Origin of the sequence: Methylophaga sp. UBA2012 (genome assembly GCF_002335235.1) — a bacterium.
Taxonomy (GTDB): domain Bacteria; phylum Pseudomonadota; class Gammaproteobacteria; order Nitrosococcales; family Methylophagaceae; genus Methylophaga; species Methylophaga thalassica.
Map to the genome: position 1 here is coordinate 251,586 of NZ_DDCG01000001.1, position 25,997 is coordinate 277,582.

24 protein-coding genes and 1 tRNA gene are annotated in these 25,997 nt (G+C 43.0%); 14 read left to right on the forward strand and 11 right to left on the reverse strand.

All coding sequences use genetic code 11. The features are described 5' to 3' along the window. Positions 1-77 precede the first annotated feature (77 nt). On the forward strand, positions 78-593 hold the full coding sequence (gene fldB, locus B2248_RS01160) for a flavodoxin FldB (RefSeq protein ID WP_007145274.1): 516 nt from the start codon (positions 78-80) through the stop codon (positions 591-593). Positions 594-630: 37 nt separating this feature from the next. Here the strand turns inward: fldB and B2248_RS01165 are convergent, their stop codons facing one another. Further along, positions 631-1,557, reverse strand: a complete 927-nt coding sequence (locus B2248_RS01165) for a LysR family transcriptional regulator (RefSeq protein WP_273181503.1) — start codon at positions 1,555-1,557, stop codon at positions 631-633. A 119-nt stretch (positions 1,558-1,676) separates the two neighbouring features. Here B2248_RS01165 and B2248_RS01170 point away from each other — a divergent pair, with 119 nt between their 5' ends. The 4 genes from B2248_RS01170 to B2248_RS01185 are packed head-to-tail and all read left to right on the forward strand — an operon-like array spanning position 1,677 to position 6,397. Beyond that, complete coding sequence (locus tag B2248_RS01170; protein WP_273181501.1) at positions 1,677-3,149, forward strand: efflux transporter outer membrane subunit; 1,473 nt, start codon at positions 1,677-1,679, stop codon at positions 3,147-3,149. Further along, positions 3,149-5,290, forward strand: a complete 2,142-nt coding sequence (locus B2248_RS01175; protein WP_273181498.1) for an FUSC family protein — start codon at positions 3,149-3,151, stop codon at positions 5,288-5,290. Before B2248_RS01170 ends, B2248_RS01175 begins: the two co-directional genes overlap by 1 nt. Further along, a complete protein-coding gene (locus B2248_RS01180) occupies positions 5,287-5,496 on the forward strand; it encodes a DUF1656 domain-containing protein (RefSeq protein WP_007145270.1) in 210 nt (69 codons plus the stop codon). The genes B2248_RS01175 and B2248_RS01180 overlap by 4 nt, the downstream gene beginning before the upstream one ends. A 1-nt stretch (position 5,497) precedes the next feature. Then, the gene (locus tag B2248_RS01185) at positions 5,498-6,397 is read left to right on the forward strand and encodes an HlyD family secretion protein (protein ID WP_273181496.1); all 900 of its coding nucleotides are present in this window, start codon (positions 5,498-5,500) and stop codon (positions 6,395-6,397) included. Between the two features lies 1 nt (position 6,398). Here the strand turns inward: B2248_RS01185 and B2248_RS01190 are convergent, their stop codons facing one another. Together B2248_RS01190 and B2248_RS01195 are read right to left on the reverse strand one after the other, a co-directional pair. Next, a complete protein-coding gene (locus B2248_RS01190; RefSeq protein ID WP_273181495.1) occupies positions 6,399-6,674 on the reverse strand; it encodes an Lrp/AsnC family transcriptional regulator in 276 nt (91 codons plus the stop codon). Between the two features lie 33 nt (positions 6,675-6,707). Then, a complete protein-coding gene (locus B2248_RS01195; protein ID WP_273181493.1) occupies positions 6,708-8,117 on the reverse strand; it encodes a phospholipase D-like domain-containing protein in 1,410 nt (469 codons plus the stop codon). Positions 8,118-8,346: 229 nt separating this feature from the next. On the opposite strand from B2248_RS01195, the gene B2248_RS01200 reads away from it, so the two are divergent. After that, positions 8,347-10,035, forward strand: a complete 1,689-nt coding sequence (locus B2248_RS01200) for a GAF domain-containing hybrid sensor histidine kinase/response regulator (RefSeq protein WP_273181491.1) — start codon at positions 8,347-8,349, stop codon at positions 10,033-10,035. On the opposite strand, the gene B2248_RS01205 is transcribed toward B2248_RS01200, so the two are convergent. Further along, complete coding sequence (locus B2248_RS01205) at positions 10,032-10,361, reverse strand: hypothetical protein (protein WP_273181489.1); 330 nt, start codon at positions 10,359-10,361, stop codon at positions 10,032-10,034. The two genes, B2248_RS01200 and B2248_RS01205, sit on opposite strands and share 4 nt — an antisense overlap. Before the next feature lie 164 nt (positions 10,362-10,525). On the opposite strand from B2248_RS01205, the gene B2248_RS01210 reads away from it, so the two are divergent. Genes B2248_RS01210 through B2248_RS01230 form a run of 5 tightly spaced genes read left to right on the forward strand, consistent with a single transcriptional unit; the run spans position 10,526 to position 13,741 of the window. Then, positions 10,526-10,981, forward strand: a complete 456-nt coding sequence (locus tag B2248_RS01210; RefSeq protein ID WP_007145263.1) for a hypothetical protein — start codon at positions 10,526-10,528, stop codon at positions 10,979-10,981. 53 nt (positions 10,982-11,034) lie between these two features. Beyond that, the gene (locus tag B2248_RS01215; protein WP_273181486.1) at positions 11,035-11,628 is read left to right on the forward strand and encodes a TetR/AcrR family transcriptional regulator; all 594 of its coding nucleotides are present in this window, start codon (positions 11,035-11,037) and stop codon (positions 11,626-11,628) included. A gap of 59 nt (positions 11,629-11,687) precedes the next feature. Beyond that, a complete protein-coding gene (locus B2248_RS01220) occupies positions 11,688-11,954 on the forward strand; it encodes a DUF4242 domain-containing protein (protein WP_007145261.1) in 267 nt (88 codons plus the stop codon). A gap of 34 nt (positions 11,955-11,988) precedes the next feature. Further along, positions 11,989-12,930, forward strand: coding sequence for a quinoprotein relay system zinc metallohydrolase 2 (locus tag B2248_RS01225; RefSeq protein ID WP_273181482.1), 942 nt, complete (start codon positions 11,989-11,991; stop codon positions 12,928-12,930). 4 nt (positions 12,931-12,934) lie between these two features. Then, positions 12,935-13,741 (forward strand): quinoprotein dehydrogenase-associated SoxYZ-like carrier, encoded by an 807-nt coding sequence (locus B2248_RS01230; RefSeq protein ID WP_273181480.1) that lies wholly within the window; start codon positions 12,935-12,937, stop codon positions 13,739-13,741. 23 nt (positions 13,742-13,764) lie between these two features. Here B2248_RS01230 and B2248_RS01235 read toward each other — a convergent pair whose 3' ends face one another. The 7 genes from B2248_RS01235 to B2248_RS01265 form a co-directional block, all read right to left on the reverse strand. Next, positions 13,765-14,100: a hypothetical protein gene (locus B2248_RS01235; RefSeq protein ID WP_273181479.1), complete on the reverse strand. Its 336-nt coding sequence runs from the start codon at positions 14,098-14,100 to the stop codon at positions 13,765-13,767. Next, positions 14,101-16,164, reverse strand: a complete 2,064-nt coding sequence (locus B2248_RS01240; protein ID WP_273181477.1) for an EAL domain-containing protein — start codon at positions 16,162-16,164, stop codon at positions 14,101-14,103. A gap of 137 nt (positions 16,165-16,301) precedes the next feature. After that, positions 16,302-17,204: a KPN_02809 family neutral zinc metallopeptidase gene (locus B2248_RS01245; protein WP_273181475.1), complete on the reverse strand. Its 903-nt coding sequence runs from the start codon at positions 17,202-17,204 to the stop codon at positions 16,302-16,304. 29 nt (positions 17,205-17,233) lie between these two features. Next, positions 17,234-18,007, reverse strand: a complete 774-nt coding sequence (locus B2248_RS01250) for a nuclease-related domain-containing protein (protein WP_273181473.1) — start codon at positions 18,005-18,007, stop codon at positions 17,234-17,236. A gap of 90 nt (positions 18,008-18,097) precedes the next feature. Continuing rightward, positions 18,098-18,173: transfer RNA gene (locus B2248_RS01255), tRNA-Val, on the reverse strand. A gap of 127 nt (positions 18,174-18,300) precedes the next feature. Then, the gene (locus B2248_RS01260) at positions 18,301-19,275 is read right to left on the reverse strand and encodes a zinc transporter ZntB (RefSeq protein ID WP_273181472.1); all 975 of its coding nucleotides are present in this window, start codon (positions 19,273-19,275) and stop codon (positions 18,301-18,303) included. A gap of 398 nt (positions 19,276-19,673) precedes the next feature. Beyond that, complete coding sequence (locus tag B2248_RS01265; protein ID WP_007145253.1) at positions 19,674-20,417, reverse strand: dienelactone hydrolase family protein; 744 nt, start codon at positions 20,415-20,417, stop codon at positions 19,674-19,676. Positions 20,418-20,845: 428 nt separating this feature from the next. On the opposite strand from B2248_RS01265, the gene B2248_RS01270 reads away from it, so the two are divergent. The 3 genes from B2248_RS01270 to B2248_RS01280 all read left to right on the forward strand — a co-directional run bounded on the left by B2248_RS01270 (position 20,846) and on the right by B2248_RS01280 (position 25,939). Beyond that, positions 20,846-21,394, forward strand: a complete 549-nt coding sequence (locus tag B2248_RS01270; protein WP_273181469.1) for a sigma-70 family RNA polymerase sigma factor — start codon at positions 20,846-20,848, stop codon at positions 21,392-21,394. An 11-nt stretch (positions 21,395-21,405) separates the two neighbouring features. Beyond that, positions 21,406-22,377, forward strand: coding sequence for a FecR domain-containing protein (locus B2248_RS01275; RefSeq protein WP_273181466.1), 972 nt, complete (start codon positions 21,406-21,408; stop codon positions 22,375-22,377). A gap of 145 nt (positions 22,378-22,522) precedes the next feature. After that, positions 22,523-25,939 carry a TonB-dependent receptor domain-containing protein gene (locus tag B2248_RS01280; protein ID WP_273181464.1) on the forward strand — a complete coding sequence of 1,139 codons (3,417 nt, stop codon included), beginning with the start codon at positions 22,523-22,525 and terminating at the stop codon, positions 25,937-25,939. Positions 25,940-25,997 lie beyond the last annotated feature (58 nt).

The following is a 25,997-nucleotide window of genomic DNA, read 5'->3' on the forward strand; positions in this document are numbered from 1 at the left end:
TGTGACATTGTCAGTTGAATTATTAAATAATAATGAATATCATTTGCATATGTTAATTAAATGCAAATAGGTGAGTAATGATTGCAGTTATTTATGGTTCAACCACAGGTAATACCTCAGACGCAGCAGTAAAAATAGCCAAAATCCTGGGTGAAGATCAGGTTGAGCTATTTGATGTAAAAGATGTCGGACTGGCGGCGCTGGAGTTTTTTGACAATATCATCTTTGCTATCCCGACCTGGGATTATGGTGAGGTGCAGGCAGACTGGCAGGATGTCTGGGACGAGATTGATGAAGTCGACTTCTCCAGTAAAACCGTGGCCTTTCTCGGAATGGGTGATCAATTTGCCTACGCCGAGTGGTTTCAGGACGCAATGGGTATGTTGCACGATAAAGTGCTGGCTAGAGGGGCTAAAGTTATTGGTCACTGGCCTGTGGAGGGGTATGAGTTTGATGCCTCAAAAGCCTTGACGGCTGATAAGCAGTTTTTTGTTGGCTTAGCTTTGGATGAAGACTGTCAGCCAGAACTGACGGAAAGTCGACTCAATCAGTGGTGTCAGCAACTGAAATCGAGCTTATTGAAAGCAGCATAAATTTGAGTGAGGACGGTTTCAAACTGGAGCCGTCTTTTCATTCTGTCAGACGTTCAGAATCCCTGGCGAGCTCATCGGGCAAGTGAAGACTTAAAAAATCGACCCAACTACTGGTTTTTGCATCCAGATAAGCCCGCGATGGGTAGAGAGCATAGACATTAAATAACGTGCCTCGATAGTCAGGTAATACCCGTATCAATGAACCTGATGCCAACTCATCAACGACACTGAATATAGGAATCATCCCTATTCCCATACCATGCATAATCGCTTGTTTGACGGTGCTGCCTACATTGACTTGAAAGGGCGAATTTTTAATATCAACGCTGGCGTCGCCAATGGCTGAGGTTAGTTCCCAGTAATCTAATGGCAGCACGCTAGAAGCCATTTTTATACCCTGATGTTGCTCTAAGTCAGCCGGGTTTGTAGGCATGCCGTGCTCGGCTAAATACGCTGGGGAGGCACACAATATGCTGTAGGTCTGACCAATCACTTTTGCTATCAGGCTGGAGTCAGGCAGTTGTGGCGCCATGATGATCGAGACATCAATACCTTCCTCAATCAACTCAGGAATACGGTTTGCCAGTGTGATATCAAAGGAAACAGCCGGATAAAGCTCTCTATAGGCGCTAACGGCTCTAACAAGATATTTGTTTGCCAATGCTGGCATTGCATGAAGTCTAAGTCGTCCAACCGGATTCATCTGAGCATCCCGTGCTTCCGCTTCAGCTTCTTCCACATTCGCTAATATCTGTTCACATCGCAGTAGGTAGCGTTGGCCGGCTTCAGTTAATGCGATTCGACGCGTAGTTCTGTGTAATAAACGAGTGCTAAGGTGCTGTTCTAAGGCCGATATAGCACGTGACACATTAGCTGAGCTGGTTTCCAATCTTTCTGCTGCCTTAGTAAAACTGCCGCTTTCATTTACCTGTAAAAAGATTTTCATTGATTCAATGGTATCCATTTATCACCTATTGTTACGAATTTTGTAACAATTATTAACATTAAATACTGTTTATTGGTAGTTTGATAAGAAATAAAATAGCCAACCATTTGTCATTTAAAGCGTATTTTGAGTCGATAGTGAAAACGTTATTTCTTCTTTTTCCTTACACGATGTTGCTACTTTTGTCTGCTTGCATCAGCTCTGAGGGTATTGTGCCGCAGAGTGATGTGCCGGTAGATAACACCTTCCAATTAAGCGAACATGTGCAAGAAATACAAGAAGATGCGGCGTGGCCGACAGATCAGTGGTGGCAATGTTTTCAGGATGAACAACTTAATCAGTTAATGCAGCTTGCCGTCAGCCAAAGCCCATCGGTGCAGGAATCACAGGCAAGGATTCGGCTGGCTACGTCATTAGCGGCACAGACCGATGCTGCTTTATCGCCAACAATGGATGCTGAAGCTCAAATTAACCGTAAACGTTGGCCGACGGATTATTTCTACGGCCCGGGCGAGTTGGGCGGTACCACCAGTTGGAATAATACAGGCTTACTCAGCCTCCACTATGATCCTGATATTTGGAATAAAAACTCACTGCAAAGTGAAGTGGCATTAAGTGAGATTAAAAAGCAAACAGCAAAAAGCCAGATAGCGAAGCTGAATATCGAATCCGCATTAATGTCTTCATATATTCAACTGTCACTGAATCACGATGAGCTGGAACTGGCTCAGCAGGCTGTGAACACCTATCAAGAGAAGCTTGATGTGATAAAAGCACAGCTGAAAATGGGCTTGAATACGGAAGTTGCGGTACATCAGGCTGAAACGCAGCTTGCTGACGCCGAGGCAAAACTTGAAGCAGTTAAGGATCATATTGTGATAGCCAAACATGCAATTGCGGCCTTATTAGGTGAAGGCCCAGCTTTTGCTGACAGTCTAAAACCACCACACTTAACGATAACAGACGAGGTGTCTTTACCCAGTCATATACCAGCTGAATTACTTGGGCATCGTCCGGATGTGGTGGCAAGCCGCTGGTTAGTGTTCAGTGCGAATAAACATATTGATATTGCTCATACTGCTTTTTATCCGAATATTAATCTTTCCGCTGCTATCGGTTTCATGGCTGTTAACGGAAGCGTATTAAGTGTTTTTAGTCATGACAAACTGACCTACGACGCAGGACCAGCCATCTCTCTGCCGATTTTTGATGCAGGCAGAATTAGAGGTGAGTTATCTGAAGCAACGGCCAGTTATGATATGACAGTGGCTCTGTATAAAAAAACCTTAACTGAGGCGATGCAGCAAATTGCAGATAGCGCCGTCTCACTGAAAAGTTCGCTGACACAATCAGCAACACTGGCCTCTGCTATTAAGGCATCACATCAAGCATATCTACATGCAAATGACGCCTATGAAGTGGGGCTGACGGATTATTTACCCGTACTGGATGCCAAACTGGCCTGGTTACAGCAACAGCTTTTTTCTCAACAAATAAATGCGCAGGTGCTGCAATATCGGGCTGACCTCATTATTGCATTAGGCGGAGGGCTGACCACAGAGGATGATGGTCCAAAACAAGCTGCACTTCGGTATCAGGAAAAACCTTAATGGCTTCCAGCAGCGTGTTAACGCTAAAACAGGCAGCAAAACAGTGGTTAAATGAAGATGGTCTGACCTGGAATTTTATTATTCAGGGTTTGGTCGCTTTATTTCTGACTTTATGGCTTGCCATGCGACTGGAGTTACCACAACCTGCCGTGGCCTGTATCACGGTGGTTATTGTCATGCAGCCACAGAGCGGTCAGGTGCTGGTCAAGGGATTATTTCGCTTTCTAGGCACCTTGATTGGTTGTGTTGTGATGCTCATTCTGGTTGCATTAGTCGCTCAGGAGCGTGTGTTGTTTCTGTTAGCTGTAGCTGTGTGGATTGGTCTTTGTGCTGCTGGGGCAATGGCATTTCGGGATTATCGTTCCTATGCTTTTGTGCTGGCGGGCTATACAGCCACATTGATAGGCATTCCCGCCATACAAAGCCCAGATATGGCCTTTATGTTAGCCGTGTGGCGAGTACTGGAAATTAGCCTTGGTATATTCATTGCCACGGTGATCAGTGCCACCCTATTTCCACAAACATCAGGTCAGGCAATTCAAAAAGCGGTCAGCCAGCGTTTTGGTGACTTTGCTGATTTTATGGTTACCAGTCTGGAAAACCCCGATCAGCAGGCAATGTATGAAAACAAAATGATGCTGTTTGCAACGCAGTCTGTAGGTTTGGAAAACCTTAGATATGTCAGTAGTATAGAAGATTATTCTACCAAGTTACGTAAACAAAGATTGGCGCGTTTAAACCAGGAGTTTATGCAGTTAACGACCCGTTATGCGGGCTTGCATATGCTTTTGAATCGTATCAGACAGGATGCACCAACGTCGGTAATGGTGGCTATTGAACGCTGTTTAAATACGGTCAAACAGACATTGCTGCCTGTTCGTCATGCCACGTTGACCTCACAACAGGCTGCTGATCTGGCAAATGAAATTTTTTCCCATCAAGCACAACTGAGACAGAAAATTCGTGAAGAGCGACAGTTTCTTCCTGGTCATATCAGTGAAGCAGATCAGCGGGATTTTGACACGGCCTGTGAGTTAATTTTTCGTTTGTTTGATGAAATGCGATTGTATTGTGAAACACAGTCCACGCTGGCGGCTGATCAACATCATTACGAACGACAGCGTGTGACATTCAGTACCAAAATGAACCCTGTTGGTGCACTGATAACTGGATTAAGAACCAGTCTTATCGTTTTGTTATTTGGCACATTTTGGATTGAAATTGCCTGGCCAAGTGGTAGTACATTCGCGATGGTCGCCATTGCGATTTCTGCCATTGTGACCACAACACCAAACCCGGCCAGATCAGCCAAACAGATCACCCTGGGAACCATATTGGCAGCGCTGAGTGGCATACTTATTAATTTGCTTCTGCTACCGCATTTAGATGGTTTTGCTTTGTTGTGTTTTGCTCTTGCTGTTCCCTTGATAGTGGGACTTTATCTTTCCACTAAACCAAAATACACCGGTTATGGCATGGGCCTGCTTATCTTCTTTTGTTTAGGTGCTATTCCGCTCAACCAAGCGGTTTATGATACAGCGGCGACCTTAAATAACTATATTGCCTTGATACTGGCTCAGAGTATGGTGGCTGTGATTTTGACCGTTATTATTCCTGCTGATAATCGTTTCGTCTGGCAACGACTGAATAAGGAAATGCGTCATCAAATAATGGCTTTATTCAACCGTCAGCGTTCTCAACGTCGCCATCAATTTGAGAGCCAGACTCGGGACTTATTAAGTCAGTCCTATGGCTTTGCCGGTGACTCACCACAACAATATAAAAAATTATTAAAAACCTGCTTCTCAGTGCAGATAGTCGGCCATGCATTGATGGAGATCGATGATGTTGAACAACGACTTTCATCATCAGGTGGACTGAATGATGATTGGAAATGGTATAAACAGGGATTAAATAAAGCGTTGATAACGGTGTTTGAAAAACCTACTGCCAATCACAGGATAAGTGCTTTAGGGCATCTGGAGAAAATGATGGCCTGGTTGCAGCCATATACCTCAGACATTGTGCATTTTGATGAATCTATTCCTAAACAGATATTGAGCTATCTGCACTTTATTAGAAACGTCTTGCTTGATAACTACCTGTTTGCTGAGCCTTTACCTGCTGGAGTGAAGTCATGATGGATGTGATGCGTGAGTGGAGTATCTCTGGTGTGATCTTTCCTGCCATCACTGGCCTGTTTGTTTTGAGTTTAATGCTGATGTGGTTATTGGATATGCTGTTTGCCCGTTTAGGTGTCTACCGTTATGTCTGGCATCCGGCACTGTTTAAACTGAGTGTGTTTGTCTGTTTATTTTGTTTCACTGCTTTTATGGTCTATCAATAGCATGAAGAAGTTTATAAGTTATCTTGTCACCTTATGTTTTTTTCTGGCCGCCAGTTTTCTGGCCTACAGCTTATGGCAGAAGTATATGCATTCACCCTGGACACGTGACGGGCGTGTGCGTGCCGAGATTATTAATGTCGCACCAGACGTATCAGGTATCGTTACTGAAGTGGCTGTCAAAGATAATCAGGAAGTGAAAAAAGGGGATTTGCTGATGGCAGTAGATGCGGAGCGTTATGCCTTAGCTGTCAAAAATGCAGAAGCAGTGGTTGCAAACAAAAAAACACTTCTGGAAATGTATCAGGCCCAGGCCAAACGCCGTCAGGCCATGGATAAACGCACGGTTTCCCGTGAAAGTAAGATTGATGCGGATCACCAATCCTCGGCAGCACTAGCCGATTACCATTCGGCAGTGGCGAAGTTGAATGCGGCTAAACTGGATTTGGAAAGAACGAAAGTTTATGCAAAAACAGATGGATACATAACAAACTTAAATGTCTACGTAGGTGATTATGCCCACACAGGACAGGCGATGATGGCATTAATCGACAAACATTCTTTCTGGGTATACGGCTATTTTGAAGAGACAAAGCTGGCTTTGCTAGAAGTGAATGATCCTGTCGATATTGAACTGATGAATGGGCAAATACTGACGGGTCATGTTGAGAGTATTGCCAGAGGCATCTATGACAGCGACAACCCGGAGAGCCGTGACTTGGTGGCTGATGTAAACCCCACGTTTAACTGGGTTCGTCTGGAGCAGCGTATACCGGTGCGTATCACTTTAGATGATATTCCCGAGCAGACGCTGCTGGCTGCCGGTATGACTTGTACGGTGATTGTGAAAAGTAATAACGCTAATAAAGAGCCTGCCACCACAGGCTCAATGTCAGCGAATTAACTTAGAGACCGATTGAAAACATTGAGTCGAGATCATGTTTGCTATAAACGCGAAAAGCCAGCATGGTCTCAGTTTTCGTAATCGCTTCGATATCGACAATTTTGCTGGTCACCAAGGTAGCGAGTTCATCATTATCCTTAACCCGGGCAATGGCCACCAGGTCATAATTACCGCTGACAGAATAGACTTCACTGATACCATCGACATCCGCCAGTGTTTCAGCAACTTGGGTAATTTTCGTACGTTCAGTTTGAATTAAAATAAATGAGGTAATCATTGGGTTCTCCAGACGGTTGCACTAGGTTATCGTTTACAAATAAGGGGATAACAAGCTCATAAATGAGTCGCGTAGTCTAACAGGCACGCTACGGTTTGCCAGATCCTTATCACTGATTGCTTCACTTCTCGCAATGATATTATCAAAGTGTTGGCTTAATTCTTTATTTAAGGTGTGTGAGAAAATCTCAATGCCTAATTCGTAGTTTAGCCTCAGACTGCGAGGATCCAGATTAGCCGATCCCACCAGAGAATAATGATCATCAACACATAGTAGTTTGCTATGACAGAACGGCGCCGGTTGATAAAAGACTTCTACATTCCAAAGCAACAGTTCAGTCAGCATATTTCGGTTAGCCCAATGAATATAGATGAGATTATTTTTTGCTGGCAACACGATACGAACCCGAACACCACGCATCGATGCTGATTGTAAGGAGGCGATGATTTCCCGGCTGGGGATAAAGTAGGGCGTCATAATATCCACGGTGTTTTTTGCCGCTGAAATCACGCTCTGAATCGTTAACGATAAGGCATCCATCGCTTCATCTGGATCTTCCGGAATCACGCGACAGTGATAGCTGTTTGGCCGAGGATTCGGTGTCGGGAACGAGCAATCCATTTTTGTTTCACTGGCAATTAACCAGTCATCATAAAAAATACGAATTAAATCTTTTACAACGGGCCCTTCAAAACTAAAGTGAATATCGGTGATGCGTCTGGGTTGCAGTGCAAGTTGACGATGATCATCGCTAATATTCATGCCACCGGCAAACGCGATAGTGTTATCAACGACCATCAGTTTGCGGTGATTACGCATATTGATATAGATATTGGGGGGCAGAAGACGTGGTGGTGTGAATTTTGCGACTTCTATGCCCAGCGCTTTTAAACGCTTTGACGGTTTTTGCCAGGAATACCACTCACCAATGCCATCAATGATCACCTTGACTTCAACACCGCGTCTGACGGCATCAGAAAGCGCGTCAATAAACTCAGTGCCTGTTTTGTCTGTTTTGAGAATATAGGTGGTTAACAGAATACGCTTTTGAGCTACTTTGATGGCCTTAATCATAGCGGGATAGGCTTCATCACCATTATGGAAAATGCTGACATCATTACCAGCACTGAGTTTGGTTCCAGTGATTCTTTCACCAATACTATCCAGTCCGTAACTAGTGATATGGATTATCGAGCGTTTGGCATAACCTGATTCAAACGGAATTTTGAATAAACGCCGTTTAATACTGGTGGCACGGCTGCGAACCCGGTTCACACCAAAGAAAAAATAAGCGACTGGGCCACCATAGGGAATAAACAAGCAAGACATTATCCAGCCAAGTGCAGCTCGGCTGTCACGTTTGTAAAGCAAAATATGAAAAACACTATAAGCCGCTGGACCTGCATGTAATAGAACTAACAATAAAATGTAAACGATATCCATGTTGACAACCCAATGATGACAAACGTCATAGTAACGGAGTCTCACTAAGAAAACGATTCACTTCACTGAAAACGGCCTATGCTGATCACTGAATATTATTCAACACATGAGCCGGTTTTTTTGCATACAGATTCTGCTATGATGGCGCTATATCAGTTTTTCTACCCGATTGATTTTACTATAGTAATTTAGTGTCAAAGCGGGAGGTAACTTGGCGGGGGCGCAGACAATGGAAGCACCGAAAATACCTGGCGATGAACGAGAACGTTTAGACGCTTTATTTTCTCTTGAGCTTCTGGATTCAGAGCCTGAAGCAGTTTTTGATAATCTCACTCGATTGGTCGCCCATGTTTTTGACATCCCAATCGTGGCGATTTCTCTAATTGATGAATCCCGCCAGTGGTTTAAATCGATACAAGGTTTGGATGTTTGCGAAACGGGACGTGACATCTCTTTTTGCGGCCATGCCATTTATCATAAAACTCCATTGGTCATTGAAAATACCGATGCAGATGAACGGTTCAGAGACAATCCTCTGGTCACAGGTCCACCACACATTGTTTTCTATGCTGGGGTTCCACTGCGATACAGATTTAATAATCACCAATATTTGCTGGGCACTCTATGTATCATTGATCACAAAGTCAGAACATTAAGTGAACAAGAATTAAAGCGCCTGCAGATGTTTGCGTATCAGGTGGAGTCGCTTATTGAACTTCGTTTGTCCAGTCAGCGACTAGAGCAGGCCAGCAAAGCCAAATCAGCTTTTATGGCGAATATGACACATGAGTTACGCAGTCCCATAGCCGGTGTGATTGGTATGCTGGATATCTTAAGCCACAGTGAGCTTACGGCAACTCAGCAACGGCACATCGAATTAGCCAGTAAAAGTGCCGACTTGCTGCTCAATATCATCAATGACATTCTCGATTTTTCCAAACTTGAAGCTAAAAAAGTTCACATTCGTGATGACATATTTAATCTGACAAAGCTATTTGAAGATGTGTTTGAAACCTTCAGTTTACGTAACAAAAATAAGGATAAAAACTATCATCTGTCGCTAGACTGGAACAAGGATTTAGTGGTCGTAGGTGATGCTACCCGTCTAGAACAAATCCTGCGCAATCTATTAAGCAATGCAGATAAATTTACCCAGTATGGTCATATTCAGCTCAAGGCCAGTCTTGTTGAGCAATCTGATAATGATATGACGCTATCCTGCCAGGTGATAGATAGTGGTATTGGTATTAATGCCAATCAGATAAGTCGTCTGTTTGAACCCTTTGAACAAATTGACAACAGTTCATCAAAAAGTTTTGGCGGTACTGGGCTGGGCTTGGTGATCTCAAAAAAACTGTGTGAATTAATGGGGGGCAATATCACCGTTAAAAGCGAGTCGGGTAAAGGCTCTTGTTTTTGTTTCACTATCAAACTAAAACGGCTGAAAGAGACAGCGCCGAAATTAACAAACACAGAAGTTCACCAACAAGCATCGTTCACAGAATCTGATCTACAAGGCGCACATGTTTTGATTGTAGATGACGACATTACTAATCGATCTGTGCTGGAATTTTTTCTGACTCGACTAAATGTGCAATTCACTACGGCTGAAAATGGTGTTCAAGCAAGTCAATTGCTCACTCAATTTGATGCTTATAAGCCAATACAGCTGATTTTGATGGACTGTCAAATGCCAGTGATGGACGGCTATACCACCAGTAAGCAAATCCGAGAAGGTAAGTTAGGTAAACACTGTCAGGATGTACCAATCATTGCTTTAACGGCTAATGCCATGAAAGGGGACGATGAGAAATGTTTGCGAGCAGGTATGAGTGATTACATGACAAAGCCTATTAAGCTCGATCAATTATTAGAAAAAATGGTGTATTGGTCTACACGCAAACATCCGCTTTATTAAATTAATGGTTCAGTTCCTTGTTGGCGTTTTACACAAGCCTGAAACAGCTCTTCATGCACTTTATCGACAGAGGTTTCAACTGGGTAAATATAAACGCGTCTTCCTATTGCTAAAAGATCATCACGTCCTTGTGTATCTTTATAAATCGAATTGATTTTATTCTCAAATGTGGCCCAGTCATCACCCTCAGTTTGTCTGATTTTTTGTATTTCATAGGCTGTTCCAGCCTGGTAAGCACAACTGGTGATTGTATTTCGTTCAAGGTCATCCGCTGTGGCGAATGATGTCGTCAGACAGAACATTATCAGGCAATAAACGTATTTCATGCGTTACCTCAGCTAAATGCTTTATCCATATAGTGAGTCATTGATTCTAATAGAAAATCAGGGGGTATGGCTGTTTTTCCATATTAAAAAATACGATCAAGGTTTGTCAGAGACAGGTTTTATGTGATAACAAAGGAAGTGTGTTTTGACTCGGAGCAATTAGCATGAGTAGAGAAACAGAAAAAAGCATGATTGTTCTCGCAAGGCATCGCCTGAAATGGTTAAAAGTCGCGTTAGCCGGAAGGAATGCCGATTTAAATCTTGTTCAAAATACATTTCATCAATTGACAGGGTTAACCAGTCTACGGTTTGTTCAGGATAACGGACTCAGTGATGAAACGATAAGAGAGTTGGCCATCATTGATAACCTGGCGACGCTGAATGTGCAACAGCAACATCCTGAAGTACTGGACAAGCTCTCCAAAGAAGCTCAGGAATTATCGAAATACTTAGATATGCCTGCACGTGACTTGCTGGATTTACTGTTTAAACAAGGCGCACGATTTCATAATCAGGATGCGATTTCGGTTGCATTACATCGCGGTCTGATTAGTGATATACATCATGAAGCGGAAGCGTATGCACGCTTGCAAGCCAGAGAGTGCCGAAGCGAAAAGTGAATCTCTACGATCAATGATTGACAAGCAAAGACGACCGGTCGCATTATGCAGATATGAGTACACAAAAACAGATTAAAAAAGAACAAATCCTCAATCAGGGGATCCAGTTACTGATGCGAAATGGTTATCATGGCACCGGTATCAAATTGATATTAGATACCGTTCAGGTGCCCAAAGGCTCGTTCTATAGCTACTTTGAAAGTAAAGAGAACTTCACGGCAGAAGCCATTCGTCACTACATCGCCCCATTTATTGCACGGCTACAATCTTTTCTGAACAAAACAGACTTAAATGGTCACGAGGCTATCAAAGCCTACTTTGAATCACTAATCGAGGATCTGGAGCAGTCAGATTACCGTGGTGGCTGCTTATTAGGCGATATGATGGGGGAAATCAGCAGTGCCAGTGAATTATGCCGACAAACATTGTTAGCTGCAGTGAGTGACTATTGCCAATTACTCGAACAAGGCCTGGGGGAAGCACAGCAGAGCGGTATTCTTCGTCAGGATATTACACCAGAGGTAATGGCAAAACTGTTATTTGATCAATGGCAAGGCGCATTACTACAGATGAAAATCGAAAAGTCGACGCAAGCATTAAAACGTTGCTTGACGCTATTACTTGATGATTATTTTATTCAACACTAAACGTTGAATTTTTTTGAACCTAAATAAAGACGACCGGTCATGTTTAATGAGGTGAAATCATGAATAAGTACATTATCGAACGCGAGATTCCAGGGGCAGGTGAGCTAACAGTCAATGAACTTGACCAGATAAGCGATAAATCCTGTTCTGTTTTGCGAGAAATGGGGCCTGAGATAGAGTGGGTGGAAAGTTATGTCACCGATAACAAAATCTATTGTGTTTACAAGGCAGAAAATAAAGACTTAATCTTGCGTCATGCTGAACAAGGTGGTTTCCCAGCAAATGTCATCTCAGAAGTTAAAAATACAATAAAACCCAAATCTTGAGATAAGGAAGACACCCTAATTGAAGGGGAGAGAAATGAAAAACAAAACAAAAGCTTATATAAGCGGCATCAGTATCGTACTCAGCAGCATGCTGGCAGTGAACGTTTATGCGGATGACTATCCGTTAAAACAGGTCTCAGATGGTATTTTTTACCATCAGGGAGCACAAGAGGATGCCAATCAACATAATAAAGGCGAAATCGCGAATACCGGTTTCATTGTCGGTGACAAGTGTATTGCCGTAGTGGATAGCGGTGGCAGTTATCTTGAGGGTAAAGCGTTATTTGAAGCCATTCGTGAAAAAAGTGATTTGCCAATCTGTTATGTCATTAATACCCATGCCCATCCCGATCATTTTCTAGGCAATGCGGCATTTAAAGAAACCAAAGCCACTTTTATTGGTAATGACAAAATGCCAGCCGCTATCGAAGCCCGAAAAGCATTCTATGAAACACGCTTCAGCGACATTCTGGGGGAATATTACAAAGGCACAGAGTTTATTGAACCAACACGACTGGTCAGTGTGGGTGAACCTCTCACCATCGATTTAGGCGGGCGAGAATTGGTACTAAACAGTTATCCCACCTCACACACAGATAATGACCTGACCGTGCTGGATAAAAAAACCAAGACTTTATGGACCGGCGACTTACTCTTTGTAAAACGGATTCCAGCCTTGGATGGCAGTATTAATGGTTGGCTAAGCACAATTGAAGCACTTAAATCCATGAAGTTAAATGCGGTGATTCCCGGCCATGGACCTGCTCAACATGAAGAGTGGCAACAAGCCTTTGATGATGAAGCGCATTATTTCAGTACGATTCGAGAGCAAATCAGAGCCATCATTAATAATATGGGAACCATCAACGAAGCAACCGAATCCGTCGGCCTGAGTGAGAAGGGTAAGTGGCTGTTATTCGACGACTATCATAAACGCAATATCACAGCGGCTTTTACTGAACTGGAATGGGAATAACCGAATGAACACATTATTTAAAAATATCGGGCTTGCTGCTTTATTGAGCTTATTTTTGTTGCCAGCTTTGTGCATGGCCGCTGATGAGCCTCAGGAGCAATGGCAAACCCTTAAAGAAATCTATTTTGAAAATAAAACGATTTTAGAAGATGCCGATGACTGGTTAGTGATCGAAGCACCAAAAAGAGCTGAAGACGCGGCGATAGTGCCAATCCATCTCTATTCAAAGCAACCGCAAACCGCCAGTTCTTACATCAAAAATCTGCATGTATTTATTGATAATAATCCAATGCCGTATTCAGCTAACTTCCATTTGTCACCGAGTTTGGAAACGGTTGATATATCGACACGAATGCGGGTCGATCAATACACCTATATTCGAGCCATTGCAGAAATGAACGATGGCAGCCTGCACATGGTGAAGCGTTTTGTGAAAGCTTCGGGTGGTTGTAGTGCGCCAGCAGCAAAAGATCAGGTCGCTGCCTTGGCGAGACTGGGCAAAATGCAGATTCGTTATCGTGATGGTGACTCTTATGAGGCGAAACCAGTTCAGGTGGTCATCAGTCATCCCAACAATAGCGGTCTGCAAATGGACTTAAAAACCCGTGGTTATATTCCGGCACATTATGTCGAAAAAATGCAGATCACGCTGGAAGGTAAGGTGTTGATGACTATTGATACTGGCATATCGATTAGTGAAGATCCCAGCATGCGTTTTATGCTGCCAGCCGGGAAAGCAGGGCATGGTTTGCTAAAAGCAGAAGTGACCGATAATAAAAAGCAGATCTATACAATAGAAAAGCAGATTTAATGATGTGCTGACTGACAAGGATGTCAGTCGCTGAATGGATATTTCCAGTTAATTTGTTCAGTTGGCATCATTTGATCGACACTCAAACGAATCATGCCGGTTGGATCGCTGGCCGGTCCGATAACCACATAACGTCGGCCAGATTCGGTATAACCTATGCCTCGTGCCGGATTAAATTCAGTAATCGGGCTGCTGTTACGTAAAGTAAATGGAAGCAGCTCATCTTCTTCATCAGCAGGCTTGAATGGAGGCACGGTTTCAGGACGTTGACGCAGCCCAACAAAAATTTCCTCACCACTTGGCACAATCAGAATATTCCAGTGATAAAGCGTCATCACCGTATCAGCAGCATTTGTCATTTATTCAGCACCTTCATGGCGATGAGATAAAAAATACCCAGGGCAATCTTCAGGTTTGAGTGGTGGACTATGATAATAGCCTTGAAAGATATCACAGCCCATCTCAAGCAAGGCTTCACGTTGTTCTTTTGTTTCCACGTATTCTGCTACCACAGAGACTTTTTGAGCTTTACCTAAAGCACTGATGGTGCGAATGATATCGGCATTAGTTGAATTGGTTAGAACATCACGTGTAATCGATCCATCAATCTTAATCGCATTTACTTTAAAGCGACGCATATGTAACAGTGAGGAATACCCCATGCCAAAATCATCCATAGCCAAGTGAATACCTATATCACTGATTTCTTGTAATATTTTCTCAACTTGCTGTGAATCAGAAATTTCTGATGACTCGGTAATTTCCAGCTCAATTTCTTCAGGATGAAGTCCGTATTTAGTGACACAGCCCGATAAAAAAGTCGGTAAAGCATTATCACTCAGTTGCAGTGGAGAGATATTGATGGCCATTGTCAGCGCCTGATGGCCTTCAGCATTCCATTTCGCCTTAGCGATACAGCAGTGTTCGAATACCCAACGACCTAATTTATTAATATCACCACTATCTTCAGCCAGCATGACTAGCATCGCAGGAGACACAAAACCGTATCTTGGGTGCGTCCAGCGAACCAGTGCTTCAACCCCAACAATGTGACCAGCACGATGATGTTTAGGTTGGTAAACAACCGTTAATTCATCATGGTAAATTGCCTGACGCAAATCATAGACCAGATCTCTGGCAATCATTCCAACCTTGTCTTGTCTGCTGATAATTTGTTGTTTGGTCTGGCCATTATGGATGATGGTGTTAGTCGCCTCTTCAAAAGCCAATTGCTCTTGCTGATGTCTGTATATCTCGGCTTTGCGAACAAAAGGTAAATAGAGCAGTGTACTGATACTGATTGTCAACAATTGCAGTGCAACTCCATACCATGACTCAGTCAGTAACCACGCAGACAAAATGGGCGGTGTCGTCCAGGTCACACTGCCTGGGTTCACTACATGTACCAAGCCTGATTGAAAAGCCAGTAATGAGACAGCCATTAATGACAAAGGCACCATAAAAAAGGGAATTAAATAGCGTGGGTTGAGAACAATCGGTAAACCGTAAATGAGAATATCATTGATGTTAAACAGACTAGGGATGATCGAAATTTTGGCGACTTTATTTTGCATGCCACGGCGTGTCGTTATCAAAATAGCAATCACTAAGCCTAGCGTTGCACCAGAGCCACCTATCAAAACAAAACTGTCATAAACAGAACGTGTCACCCAATCAGCACTGATAGCAGCAATATCATGAATAAAAAATGCCCCGTCGTGGTAAGACTGAATAGCGATACCACCGTGAACGCCAATAAACCATAAACCCTGATTAACCAATACCGTCAGCGTGCTTAATATCCATGCGCCATAACCCTCAGCCTGAGCCCAATGCGTGAGGCCATCGTACACATCAGGAAAATCAGGTAACAAATTGATAAATGCTGCCACTACAAAAAAGAAAACCCCGACAATAACAATGGTCGGGGTCAGGCGCATGGCGTTATAAAAGGCGGTGTCTGATTCAACGGATAAGTGTAATAAATCCAGCAGCCGTTTATGGGTTAACCAACAGATCATTTCAGCCGTTGCAATCCCTAAAATGACAGCCAGTACCATCGATTCTATGCTGAACTCGATAGCAGAATATCCCAACAAGCTAGTCACGATAATGTAATTAATAGCCGCACTGATAGCGACCATTAAAGGTGTCGGCATATCGCTTTCGCTGTTCCTGCTACTATTAAGTCTGTAGACCAATTGCACTGAAATAATGGCTGTCAAAGCCAAAGCAAAAAAGCTAAAGGTCAGCTCACTGATACTGAGTAGTGGGGTTTTCCATGAAGCACCAAATAATGAATTCATCAATTGTTGGTAGGCAGGCCATGGCAGATAAATAAGTAAATCCAATGTCACCCGTAAAAATGTCAATGGAAGTAATGAAACAAAACTATTACGTGTTGCTACTATCCATAACAGCATTCGATGTTTCAATATCAATTCCCTCATTCTATGTTTAAAAAAGCGCGCATTGAATCATATACACAAAGAAAAAGATGTGTATCCGCTCATATATTCATAAAAATCATTGGTGAAGCATAAACACTTAATGTTATTTATTATTGAAATGTATCACATGCTTCAACATTACCTGTGTCATAACCCGTTTTAAACCATTTAACCCGTTGCGCCGAGCTACCATGAGTAAAGGCATCAGGTCTGACAACCCCAGAGGCCTGTTTTTGTAAAGTATCATCTCCGATAGCACTCGCTGCCGTTAAGCCTTCTTCCAGATCGCCGGCTTCCAGCAGTTGTCTTGATTCATTAGCATAGTGTGCCCAGATACCGGCAAAGCAATCGGCCTGTAATTCTTGTTTGACAGAGAGTTTATTCCATTCCACCTGACTCATTTTGCTACGAGCGGCCTTTACTTGTTGTGAAATGCCTAATAAGGTCTGGATGTGATGACCCACCTCATGGGCAATGACATAAGCCTGGGCGAAATCGCCAGGGGCTTTGAACTGATTTTTTAGCTGGTCATAAAAACTCAGATCGATGTAAACCTGTTGATCAGCAGGACAATAAAATGGCCCCATCGCTGATTGTGCAGAACCACAAGCCGAGTTAACCACACCACGAAACAAAACCAGTTTGGGTGGGGAGTAACGTTGATCATTTTCTTTAAAGATAGCTGACCAGGTATCTTCGGTATCCGCCAGAACGACAGAAACAAACTCGACACGTTCTTTTTCTTCAGTTGTTTCCTGTAGCGGTTCGAAGGAGGAGACATTAGGTGCCGAAGAGGGCATACCGAGAAGGGATAACAGCACAGGTAAATTACCTGTCAATGCCGCTAATACAACAATGCTAATCAGTAATAATGCGGTGCCTTTGAAGCCGAGTAATCTAAACACGGCGGGTAATAATCGAATAATACCGCCTGAACCACCACGAATCCCTGAAACACGCTGATTTCGACGGTCATCAATATTGCTACTTCTTCGGTTACCGCGCCATTTCATTTTCGTGTCCTTAATAGAAGGGAATAGGGTTACACCGTGTTGATATTACGACATTTCGGATATTGACTACAGCCCCAGAAAAACTGGCCAGCACGGTCACCTTTTTTGCTTTGGCGTTTCACCATCTTATGACCACAGCGTGAACATATGGGGGCATCTATCAGCTTTCGTTCAACTAACTGCCTAACATGGGCCACGTGCTCTCTGTTTGTTTTCAGGCTAGGTGAAAGCCGACCAGACTCAATCTGTGATATGAGGTTTTCTTTCTCTGCCAGGTTGAGAACTGGATTGGTTTTAGACTTGATATAGCGAACATAACCCAGACCATAAGTGACATTGTCTGGCATGGGCGTTTTAAAGTCACTGTCACCAATGAAAACGATCACAGAAAAGACTTGTTCGTCAGATAAGTTGAGTAAAGTCTGAAGCGTTTTGAGGTGTTTATGATTTTGCTGCAGTGGATTCTGAAAAGTGTATTTATGTTTGTATAGTTGCTGAGTCCAGTTTTTCTGGGAGGGATTACCGAATATCCAGCCACGAATATTTTTTGTTTCCACCACAAAAATGCCATAAACCGAAACGATAATGTGATCAATCTGAGTGGTCCCATCTTCGGTCGGCAGGGTCACGTTTTTGATTAAATGATAATGTTGTTTATCGAGTTGCCATCGGGCAATGACATTGACCAGAAACTCGCCCATCACACCTTTGAACCAGGCTGAACGCAGGATAGCCAGACAGAAAAATAAAGGAATGAAATACCAGAAAGACAGTAATGACGTGTAGAGCGGAGTGAAGTCCATTTCAGCACCTTGGATAGAGTCGCCAAGGGCTTACAATGCACAATATTTTAATGGGAAACAAGTACTGATTATGCAAAGAGGAATTTTTCTTGGTGGGTGCTGAGGGGTTCGAACCCCCGACCCTCGCCTTGTAAGGGCGATGCTCTCCCAGCTGAGCTAAGCACCCCAAGAAAGCGTGGCATTCTACAACATCTTTTTCAGATTTGCTCGAAAAAAATAAAGAAATTGTTATATTTATCTGGTGGATTCAACAGTAGTGCCGATAAGTGATTGATTCACCGTTTAAAGCGCATCTAAAACCATTTTTTCCAACGAAACAAAAATAATAACAATACGGCCACTACACAGAGAATCACGATCACATCAGTAAAAGCATGACTGTCATTGGCACCTGGGATACCACCCACATTAATACCTAATAATCCTGTCACAAAGCCTAAGGGAAGAAACACGGCTGCAATCACCGATAACACATACATACGCGAATTAAGTTGCTCAGACGTTTTACTGTGCAGCTCTTCCTGAACCAGTACGGCTCGTTCACGCACCGCATCCAGGTTTTCAATATAACGAATGAGGGTGTCACTGATTTCATGGATTTGAAGTCGGTCATAATCCGATAACCAGGATATCTTTTCCAGTGTCAAACGAGCCAGGGCATCTCTTTCCGGGGCTAAATACCGATGCATTTTAATTACCTGACGGCGTAAATTGGCAATATCGTTGTGTAAGTTTTCCGTATCGTCTACTAAAACGGCATCTTCGTAGTCCGCGATAACATCTTCGAAACCGGCAACCGTATCAGACATACCATCCACCGTCAGATCGACTAACGAAATGAGAAACTCAGCACTGTTTTTAGGGCCATTACCTTTGCTCAGTAATTTATCCAGTTCTGCAGCAGAGTAAGACATTTCACGTCGGGTAGTGACGATAATACGTGGATCAATCCACATGCGAATTGAAATCAAATCGTCGGAACGGGCATCCTCATAATGATTAATACCGCGTAAAGACATCAGTAAACCATCATTAATGGAGGTCGTACGAGGTCGCGTTTCTTCCTCTAATAAGGCATTAGCGATCACACCATCCAATCCGGACTGTTCAAGTAGCCAACGTTCAGCATCAGGATGCGTGTAGTCAAAATGCAGCCAGAGAATGCCATCTTCAGCCTGCCATTGCGGCAGATCATTCACATTGAGACGGGTACTGCCACCCTCACCGTTGAGTAAATGGGCAAAGGCTAAACCTGAAGGGTTGGACATGACAAAAGTGTTCCCATGCAATTAAAAAATTTGAGCTTAGCATAACAAGAGTGAGGCATTGCCAGTATTTCAGCCAGATGACTTTGCCGTTCCACAGTAGACTGGAATCCAGCCCGAAGCCGATAGCCCCCGTCATTCCAGCGCAGGCTGGAATCCAGTCCGAGCCGTGAAAAAGAAGCCATTTTAACCGTAAAGAAACCGTTATTGTTCAAAGGCCTGAACTGGATGCCAGAAGGACTCTGGCATGACGGTGATAAGTATTTGGGCATGATAATGGTGTGTAATGCCTTTACTTCGGCATGACACGAAGTTTGTGGATATTTACTAGATGATTTGTGGGAATGCCTCAGGAGTCAATGATGTCACTGACTCCCTTTCAGGCTAAATAGAAAAGCTGATTAGCGAAGTGTTCTGCTGAACAGATTTAACGCCAGTTGATAGCCGATTTGTGCGGTTTGTGCATCATAACGGCCACCATCACCTTCATCACGCATAAACGCATGTTCAGCATTAAACTCATGCCAGGTGAAGGTAATATCTGTCGCTTTTAATTCCTGATAGATTTTTAACAAACCATCAGCAGGTACATGATTATCCTGTTTACCCCAAATCATTAATAACTCGCCTTTAATGTCATCAAGGCGTTCCATACTGTGTTGGCCGGGTTTGTTTGGAATTTTTTGGATATGTAAATCCGTAGCGTAGAAACACGCTGTACCTTTGACTTCAGGTTGAAGGGCTGCACGGAAAGCCAGGTGACCACCAATGCAATAACCCATAGCACCAATATGACCATTGCACCACGGTTGGGTTTTTACAAACTCAATCATGGCTACATTATCAGAGTCATAACCCTGAACATCTTTCGCTTCTTTATCCGCATTACCTTTGTCACGACCAGCGTCGTCATAACCCAATACGGTGCCGATAGGGTTTAGTTCATGGAAAACTTCGGGCACTAATACAGCATAACCATGGCTTGCCATCAGTCTTGCTGCACGTTCAATCGGGCCAGTCTGTTGGAAAATTTCAGAGTAGAACAAAATCACCGGGTAGCTACCTTCACCGACCGGACGGTGAATATAAGTACGCATAACGCCAGTAGGGGTATCAAGATCGACAAAGTGGCTTTGAATTTTCATAGTAGGCTCGCTAGATTGCTTGAATGTCTGAAGAATGAAAGGAGGCTATTGTACAAGAAGTCGTTTGCTTCATCATCGCTGTATTTATCCGCAAATCGAAAAGCATCATTCTGCATCTCCATACTTGAGGTTTGTATTCAGATTAAAAAAATGAAAAATAGTTAATATTTAAAAAGTCAGGGTAAAAACCTCCCGAAGCGGCTAAGCAGGCTTTCATTTTTTATAAATGGATTAATCTTTGTAAATTTAGGATTTTTTCCTATATTTACTCAAGGTAATGCGTAGTAAATTTACGTTACCTTATGTGAAATTTTGTGAACATGCACGCAGAGTTTACCCAGAACTTGTGATTAGTCATGTTACTGCAAACCTCGACAAAACATAAGGCAGGCACAATCCGGCAGCTTATGTAAAAGGGGAGCAGGCAATTGAGTGACATAGCCCTACACCACGAATCAGACGTCAGTATTCTGGGTAATCTTAATGCAACGCGTGACTCCATCGTCACTGATCTTTACCGTGCACACAATAGCTGGTTATTAGGCTGGTTCAGAAAGAAACTCGGTTGCAGCTTTGATGCGGCCGACTTGATGCAAGATACCTTTTCCAAAATTTTGCAAAAAGACGATCTGACCAGTATCAAAGAGCCTCGTGCCTATCTCACCACTGTGGCCCATGGGCTGATGGTCAATCATGTTCGGCGTCGGGATATTGAAAGAGCCTATCTTGACGCTTTGGAAAATATGCCAGAAGTCGAAGTCCCTTCACCTGAGTCACTCAATATTATGGTGGAGACGCTCGCCAAAATAGATGAAATGCTCGATGGCTTGCCTGAACGGGTTCGCAGCGCTTTTTTATGGTGTCAACTGGAAGGGCTTTCACATGCTGAAATTGCGTCACGACTATCGATTTCCGTCAGCTCAGTTCGACAGTACATTGCTAAGGCATTGCTGCATTGTTTAAACATGGATAATTAAATTGTTTTGTCATGGCCCATTCTAATAAAAATGCTATCTATGAAGCGACCAACTGGTTTGTTGAACTGACTTCCGGTGAAGCAACAGATGCAGATCGCAAAGAATGGGAGAGGTGGCTAAATGCTTCACCAGAGAACAGACAAGCATGGGAACAGGTTGAAGCCGTCACCAACTGTTTTATGGGGCTGGATTCAAAAACCAGTATCGCCGTTTTAAATCGACCGATTGATACCCGACACCTCAAATCACATGAACGTCGCCAAGTCATTAAAACCCTCAGCTTATTGGTGGCTGCAGGCACTGCAGGCTGGTATGGCTATCAGCAAAAACCATGGCAAGTCTTATTAGCAGACTATTCAACCGCTGTCGGTGAAATTAAACACGTGACCTTAGATGACAACACCCAACTGGTGCTGAATACGGATACCAAATTATCCGTGCATTATGATGAGCAGGTCAGAAACGTCAGGTTATTACAAGGCGAAGTCTATGTAGAAACCGCAGAAGATCCTAATCCATCCTATCGTCCGTTTATCCTCACAACCGAGCACGGCACTGTCACAGCGCTTGGTACAAAGTTCAGTACCCGTATCATCCATGATAGAAGCTGCGTGAATGTCTATCAGGATGCCGTTGAAGTCAGGCCGATAGATGGCTATGGAGACAAGGTCGTTGTCAATAAAGGTGAAGCAGTGAAGTTCACCGCAGCGTTATTCCAACAAAAAATGTTGTTTGATGCCTCAACTTTGGGCTGGACAACAGGCACGCTCGTTGTCGATAAGATGCGCTTAAGTGAATTTATAGATGAACTTTCCCGTTATAAAACTGGTGTTATGCGCTGCGACCCTCGCATTGCTGATTTAGAAATCTCCGGTGCTTTCCCGGTAAACAATATTGACGGTGCATTAAGAAGCATCAGTAAAACCCTGCCAGTGCGTGTTGAAAGTTACACACGTTATGTCACCATGCTTAAACCTGCCTAAAAAAATCCCCTCGTAAACCTAGCTATATCAACGTTTTCAAAAAAATTTCAAAAAAAGTCTAAAAAAAATTGTCACTTTCCGATTCTCGATTGGCATACCTAGTAAGAACAACAAAAAAATAATAATTATTAGTCGGAGAGAAATATTGGAACTGCAAGCAAAGGGCCCAGTGTGCCTTAAGAAAAAGCTATGTCGTTGTTTATCTATCGCCACGATGAGCATGGTCGGTGCCATGTCAATCAATCATCTTGCCCTGGCCGAAGATAATGCGTCTGAACAAGTGAAACGTTATGACATTCCTGCTGGCCCTCTAGGTAAAGCAATATCAAATTACGCGGCTGAAAATGGCGTGAGATTAACCTTTGACCCAGCACTGGCAGAAGGAAAAGAAACCCAAGGGCTTCATGGTGAATATTCCGTTGAAGAAGGCTTTCAAAAATTATTAAACGACAGTGGCCTCGAAGCCATTGATGATACAGATGGCGGCTATTTTCTGGTGCCAGGACAAGAAGAGTTACCTGCTTTGGGGGATGACCGCTTAATTCTGGATACGGTTAAAGTCAGAGCACAACGTTTTTATGAAGTCGGACCACTGCCTGGTCTTGGGCTCACCAAAGAAGAAATTCCAGGTAACGTGCAAAGTATTAGTGCGGAAGAAATCAGAAATGCTCGTTCTTTGAGTATGACAGATTTATTTAACTCCAAACTTCAAGGTGTCACGGTTAACGATTATCAGGGCAATCCATTTCAGATGGATATCCAATATCGTGGTTTCACAGCGGGGCCGCAAATTGGTAGTCCCCAGGGATTAAGTGTTTTTATTGATGGTATCCGCGTTAATGAACCATTTGGTGATGTCGTCAACTGGGACATGATTCCCATGAATGCGATAGCAGCTGTCGATGTATTCCCAGGCTCTAATCCGATATTTGGTCTCAATACACTAGGTGGAGCTTTTACAATGAAAACCAAAGATGGTTTTAACTTCACGGAAACCGTTTTTGATGTGATGAAAGGTTCTTTTGGTCGTGAGCAATTATTGGCTGAAAGTGGCTGGAATAATGGCACAATAGCCTTCTTTGGGGCTGGTAGCTTTTTTATGGAGGATGGCTGGCGTGAAAACTCACCCAGTAAAGTCAACCAATTATTTGGTAAAGCCAGCTATCGTGGTGAAAAACTTGATCTTAATTTAAGTACCTTAATTGTAAAAACAGACTTGGTTGGTAATGGCTTAATTCCAACAGAAGAATATCGCCAAGATCGAAATGGGGTATTTACTTCACCTGATACGACAGAAAATAAACTACAACAATTTCAGTTATCTGGAGCATATCAGGTCAATGACACATTTAGTGTGACAGGCCAAGTTTATCGTCGTAATAGTCAGCGAGATTCGTGGGGAGCAGATGTTTATACTGAATTTGAAAATCAGACAGTAAGACGAGACCTTGCCGAGGGTGAACAATATACTTGTTTATATCAAGTATCGGATGAGAATAAATACAACATCCCAGATTATTATGTTGTTGATGATGCTCAGTTTTTTGCTTTTGCTTTAAGCGGTCAACCCTTAGAGCAAGCATTTGCCGATTTGCCACCAGAAACATTTCTTGCTGATTTACCACCTGAGTATGCTCAGTATGCTCAAGATACCTTCAACTATTATAAAAATATCAATACAACAGCCAGGTATGCGCAGCTTGGTATTCAAGCACCGGAAGAACCCAATGATGGTTCTATGACTTATCAGGCATTAAGTAATTTAGACAGAAGCTTAATAAATACGACAGATACATTAGATTATGCGATTACAAGTACTGGCAGTTTCAATTTCATTGATAATGGCACTCAGTATTACTTACTTATAAAACCCGCTATCAATAAAGATCAATGTACAGCTGCTGATGGCGACACACTTGAGGTGACAGGTCCTGATGGGGGCGTACAGACTGTTGATGGCGCAGCTTATAGCCAGACAAACCCTGGCGTAGCTGAGGGAACACCAACAGGGGTATTGACGAAGAATACCATCGATCAAATAACAGATGGTTTTTCAATTCAACTCAACTGGAACTTAGATAAACATAAAGTCATGATCGGAGCTTCTGTTGATCGTCCGACAGCTGAATATAGTAACTCACAACAGTTAGGTTTATTTGATGCTGATCGTGAATTCTTCTTATCACCAGAACAAATACGCGATCAATATATTGCAGCCGATGTACCTATTAAAAATAATGACTTTGAAGGGGAGCAAACAACCAAAAGTCTCTATTTTAGTGAAACCTGGAGTCCCGTTGAAACATGGCACTTCAATTTATCTGCACGATATAACGATACTCAAGGTCAGAATAGAATGAAGTCTAGGGAATATGGTATTGGTTTTGTTCCCAATCTAGCCGAATTAGAAGCCTACCCAGATAGTTTCGGTGTGTGTCGTCCGGGTGAAGATTGCCCTACAGGTTATGTTATCCCCGATACGTCGAAACTTATTAATGAAGAGGAAAAAGAGGATTTTAGTTATTACTCATTAAATCCTTCTTTAGGCGTGGCTTGGCAAGCTAAAGAAACATTGAATGTTTACGCTAATTTTGCTCAAGGTGTTCGTGTACCTTCTGTAATCGAATTAGGTTGCGCTCTGGATAAAACACTCATTGATGGTGTGTATAAGAGCCTTAGAGAGAATCGTACTTGTTCACTGCCATCGAATTTATCAGGTGACCCGTATTTACCACAGATTAAAGCCGAAACATGGGAAGTAGGGATGCGCGGTCTGTTGGGCGACAACATCCAGTGGAATATCGCGGCATATCAAACTAATTTAAAAGATGATTTATATATGGTGACTTTTCCCGGTAACCGTAACTACTTTGACACTATTGGAAAAACGCGGCGCCAGGGGATTGAGTTTGGTGTTTCTGGGCAAAAAGATCGCTGGGGTTTCACAGTTAATTATGCCCTGACAGATGCCACCTTTGAAGATAACTTTACCATCGCCGGTAATGATAATAGCAGCTCATACGAGCGATTTAGTGGTAATTACAATTATAGCCGTATGATTGATGTCGAGCCGGGTGATCGTATGCCTGGTGTATCACTTCATAACCTCAATGCAACGGTAACTTATGACGTTACCCCTAAATGGAATATCGGTCTCACAGCCATTGCACACTCAGAAAGTTTTGTTCGCGGTAATGAAAACAATAAACATCGAAAAGGGGTTGTCTTGACTGAGACTAGGGAAATTTCAGGTAAACAAGTCGTGGTTACTCGAAAACCCACTAGTAATCCAGGCAAAGTACCAGGGTATATGACCTTCAATTTTCAAAGTACCTATCGATTTGATGAGAATTTAAGCATTAACTTATTAGTGAATAATATTTTTGATAAAGAATATTTTACTGCTGGCACCTTAGGTCGAAATCCATTTTCACCGGGCCCTTACGGCGCTGATGATGGTCCTGCTGGTTACAACCATAATTCACTTGAATGGGATAGTACAAACTTTGTGGCACCAGGAGCCAAAAGAGGTGCATGGCTGAGTTTGAGATGGCAATTTTAGTTGTTTGAGATATGGAAATAGGTAGTGCAATTGCGACTGCCACAAAAGGAATTCAACC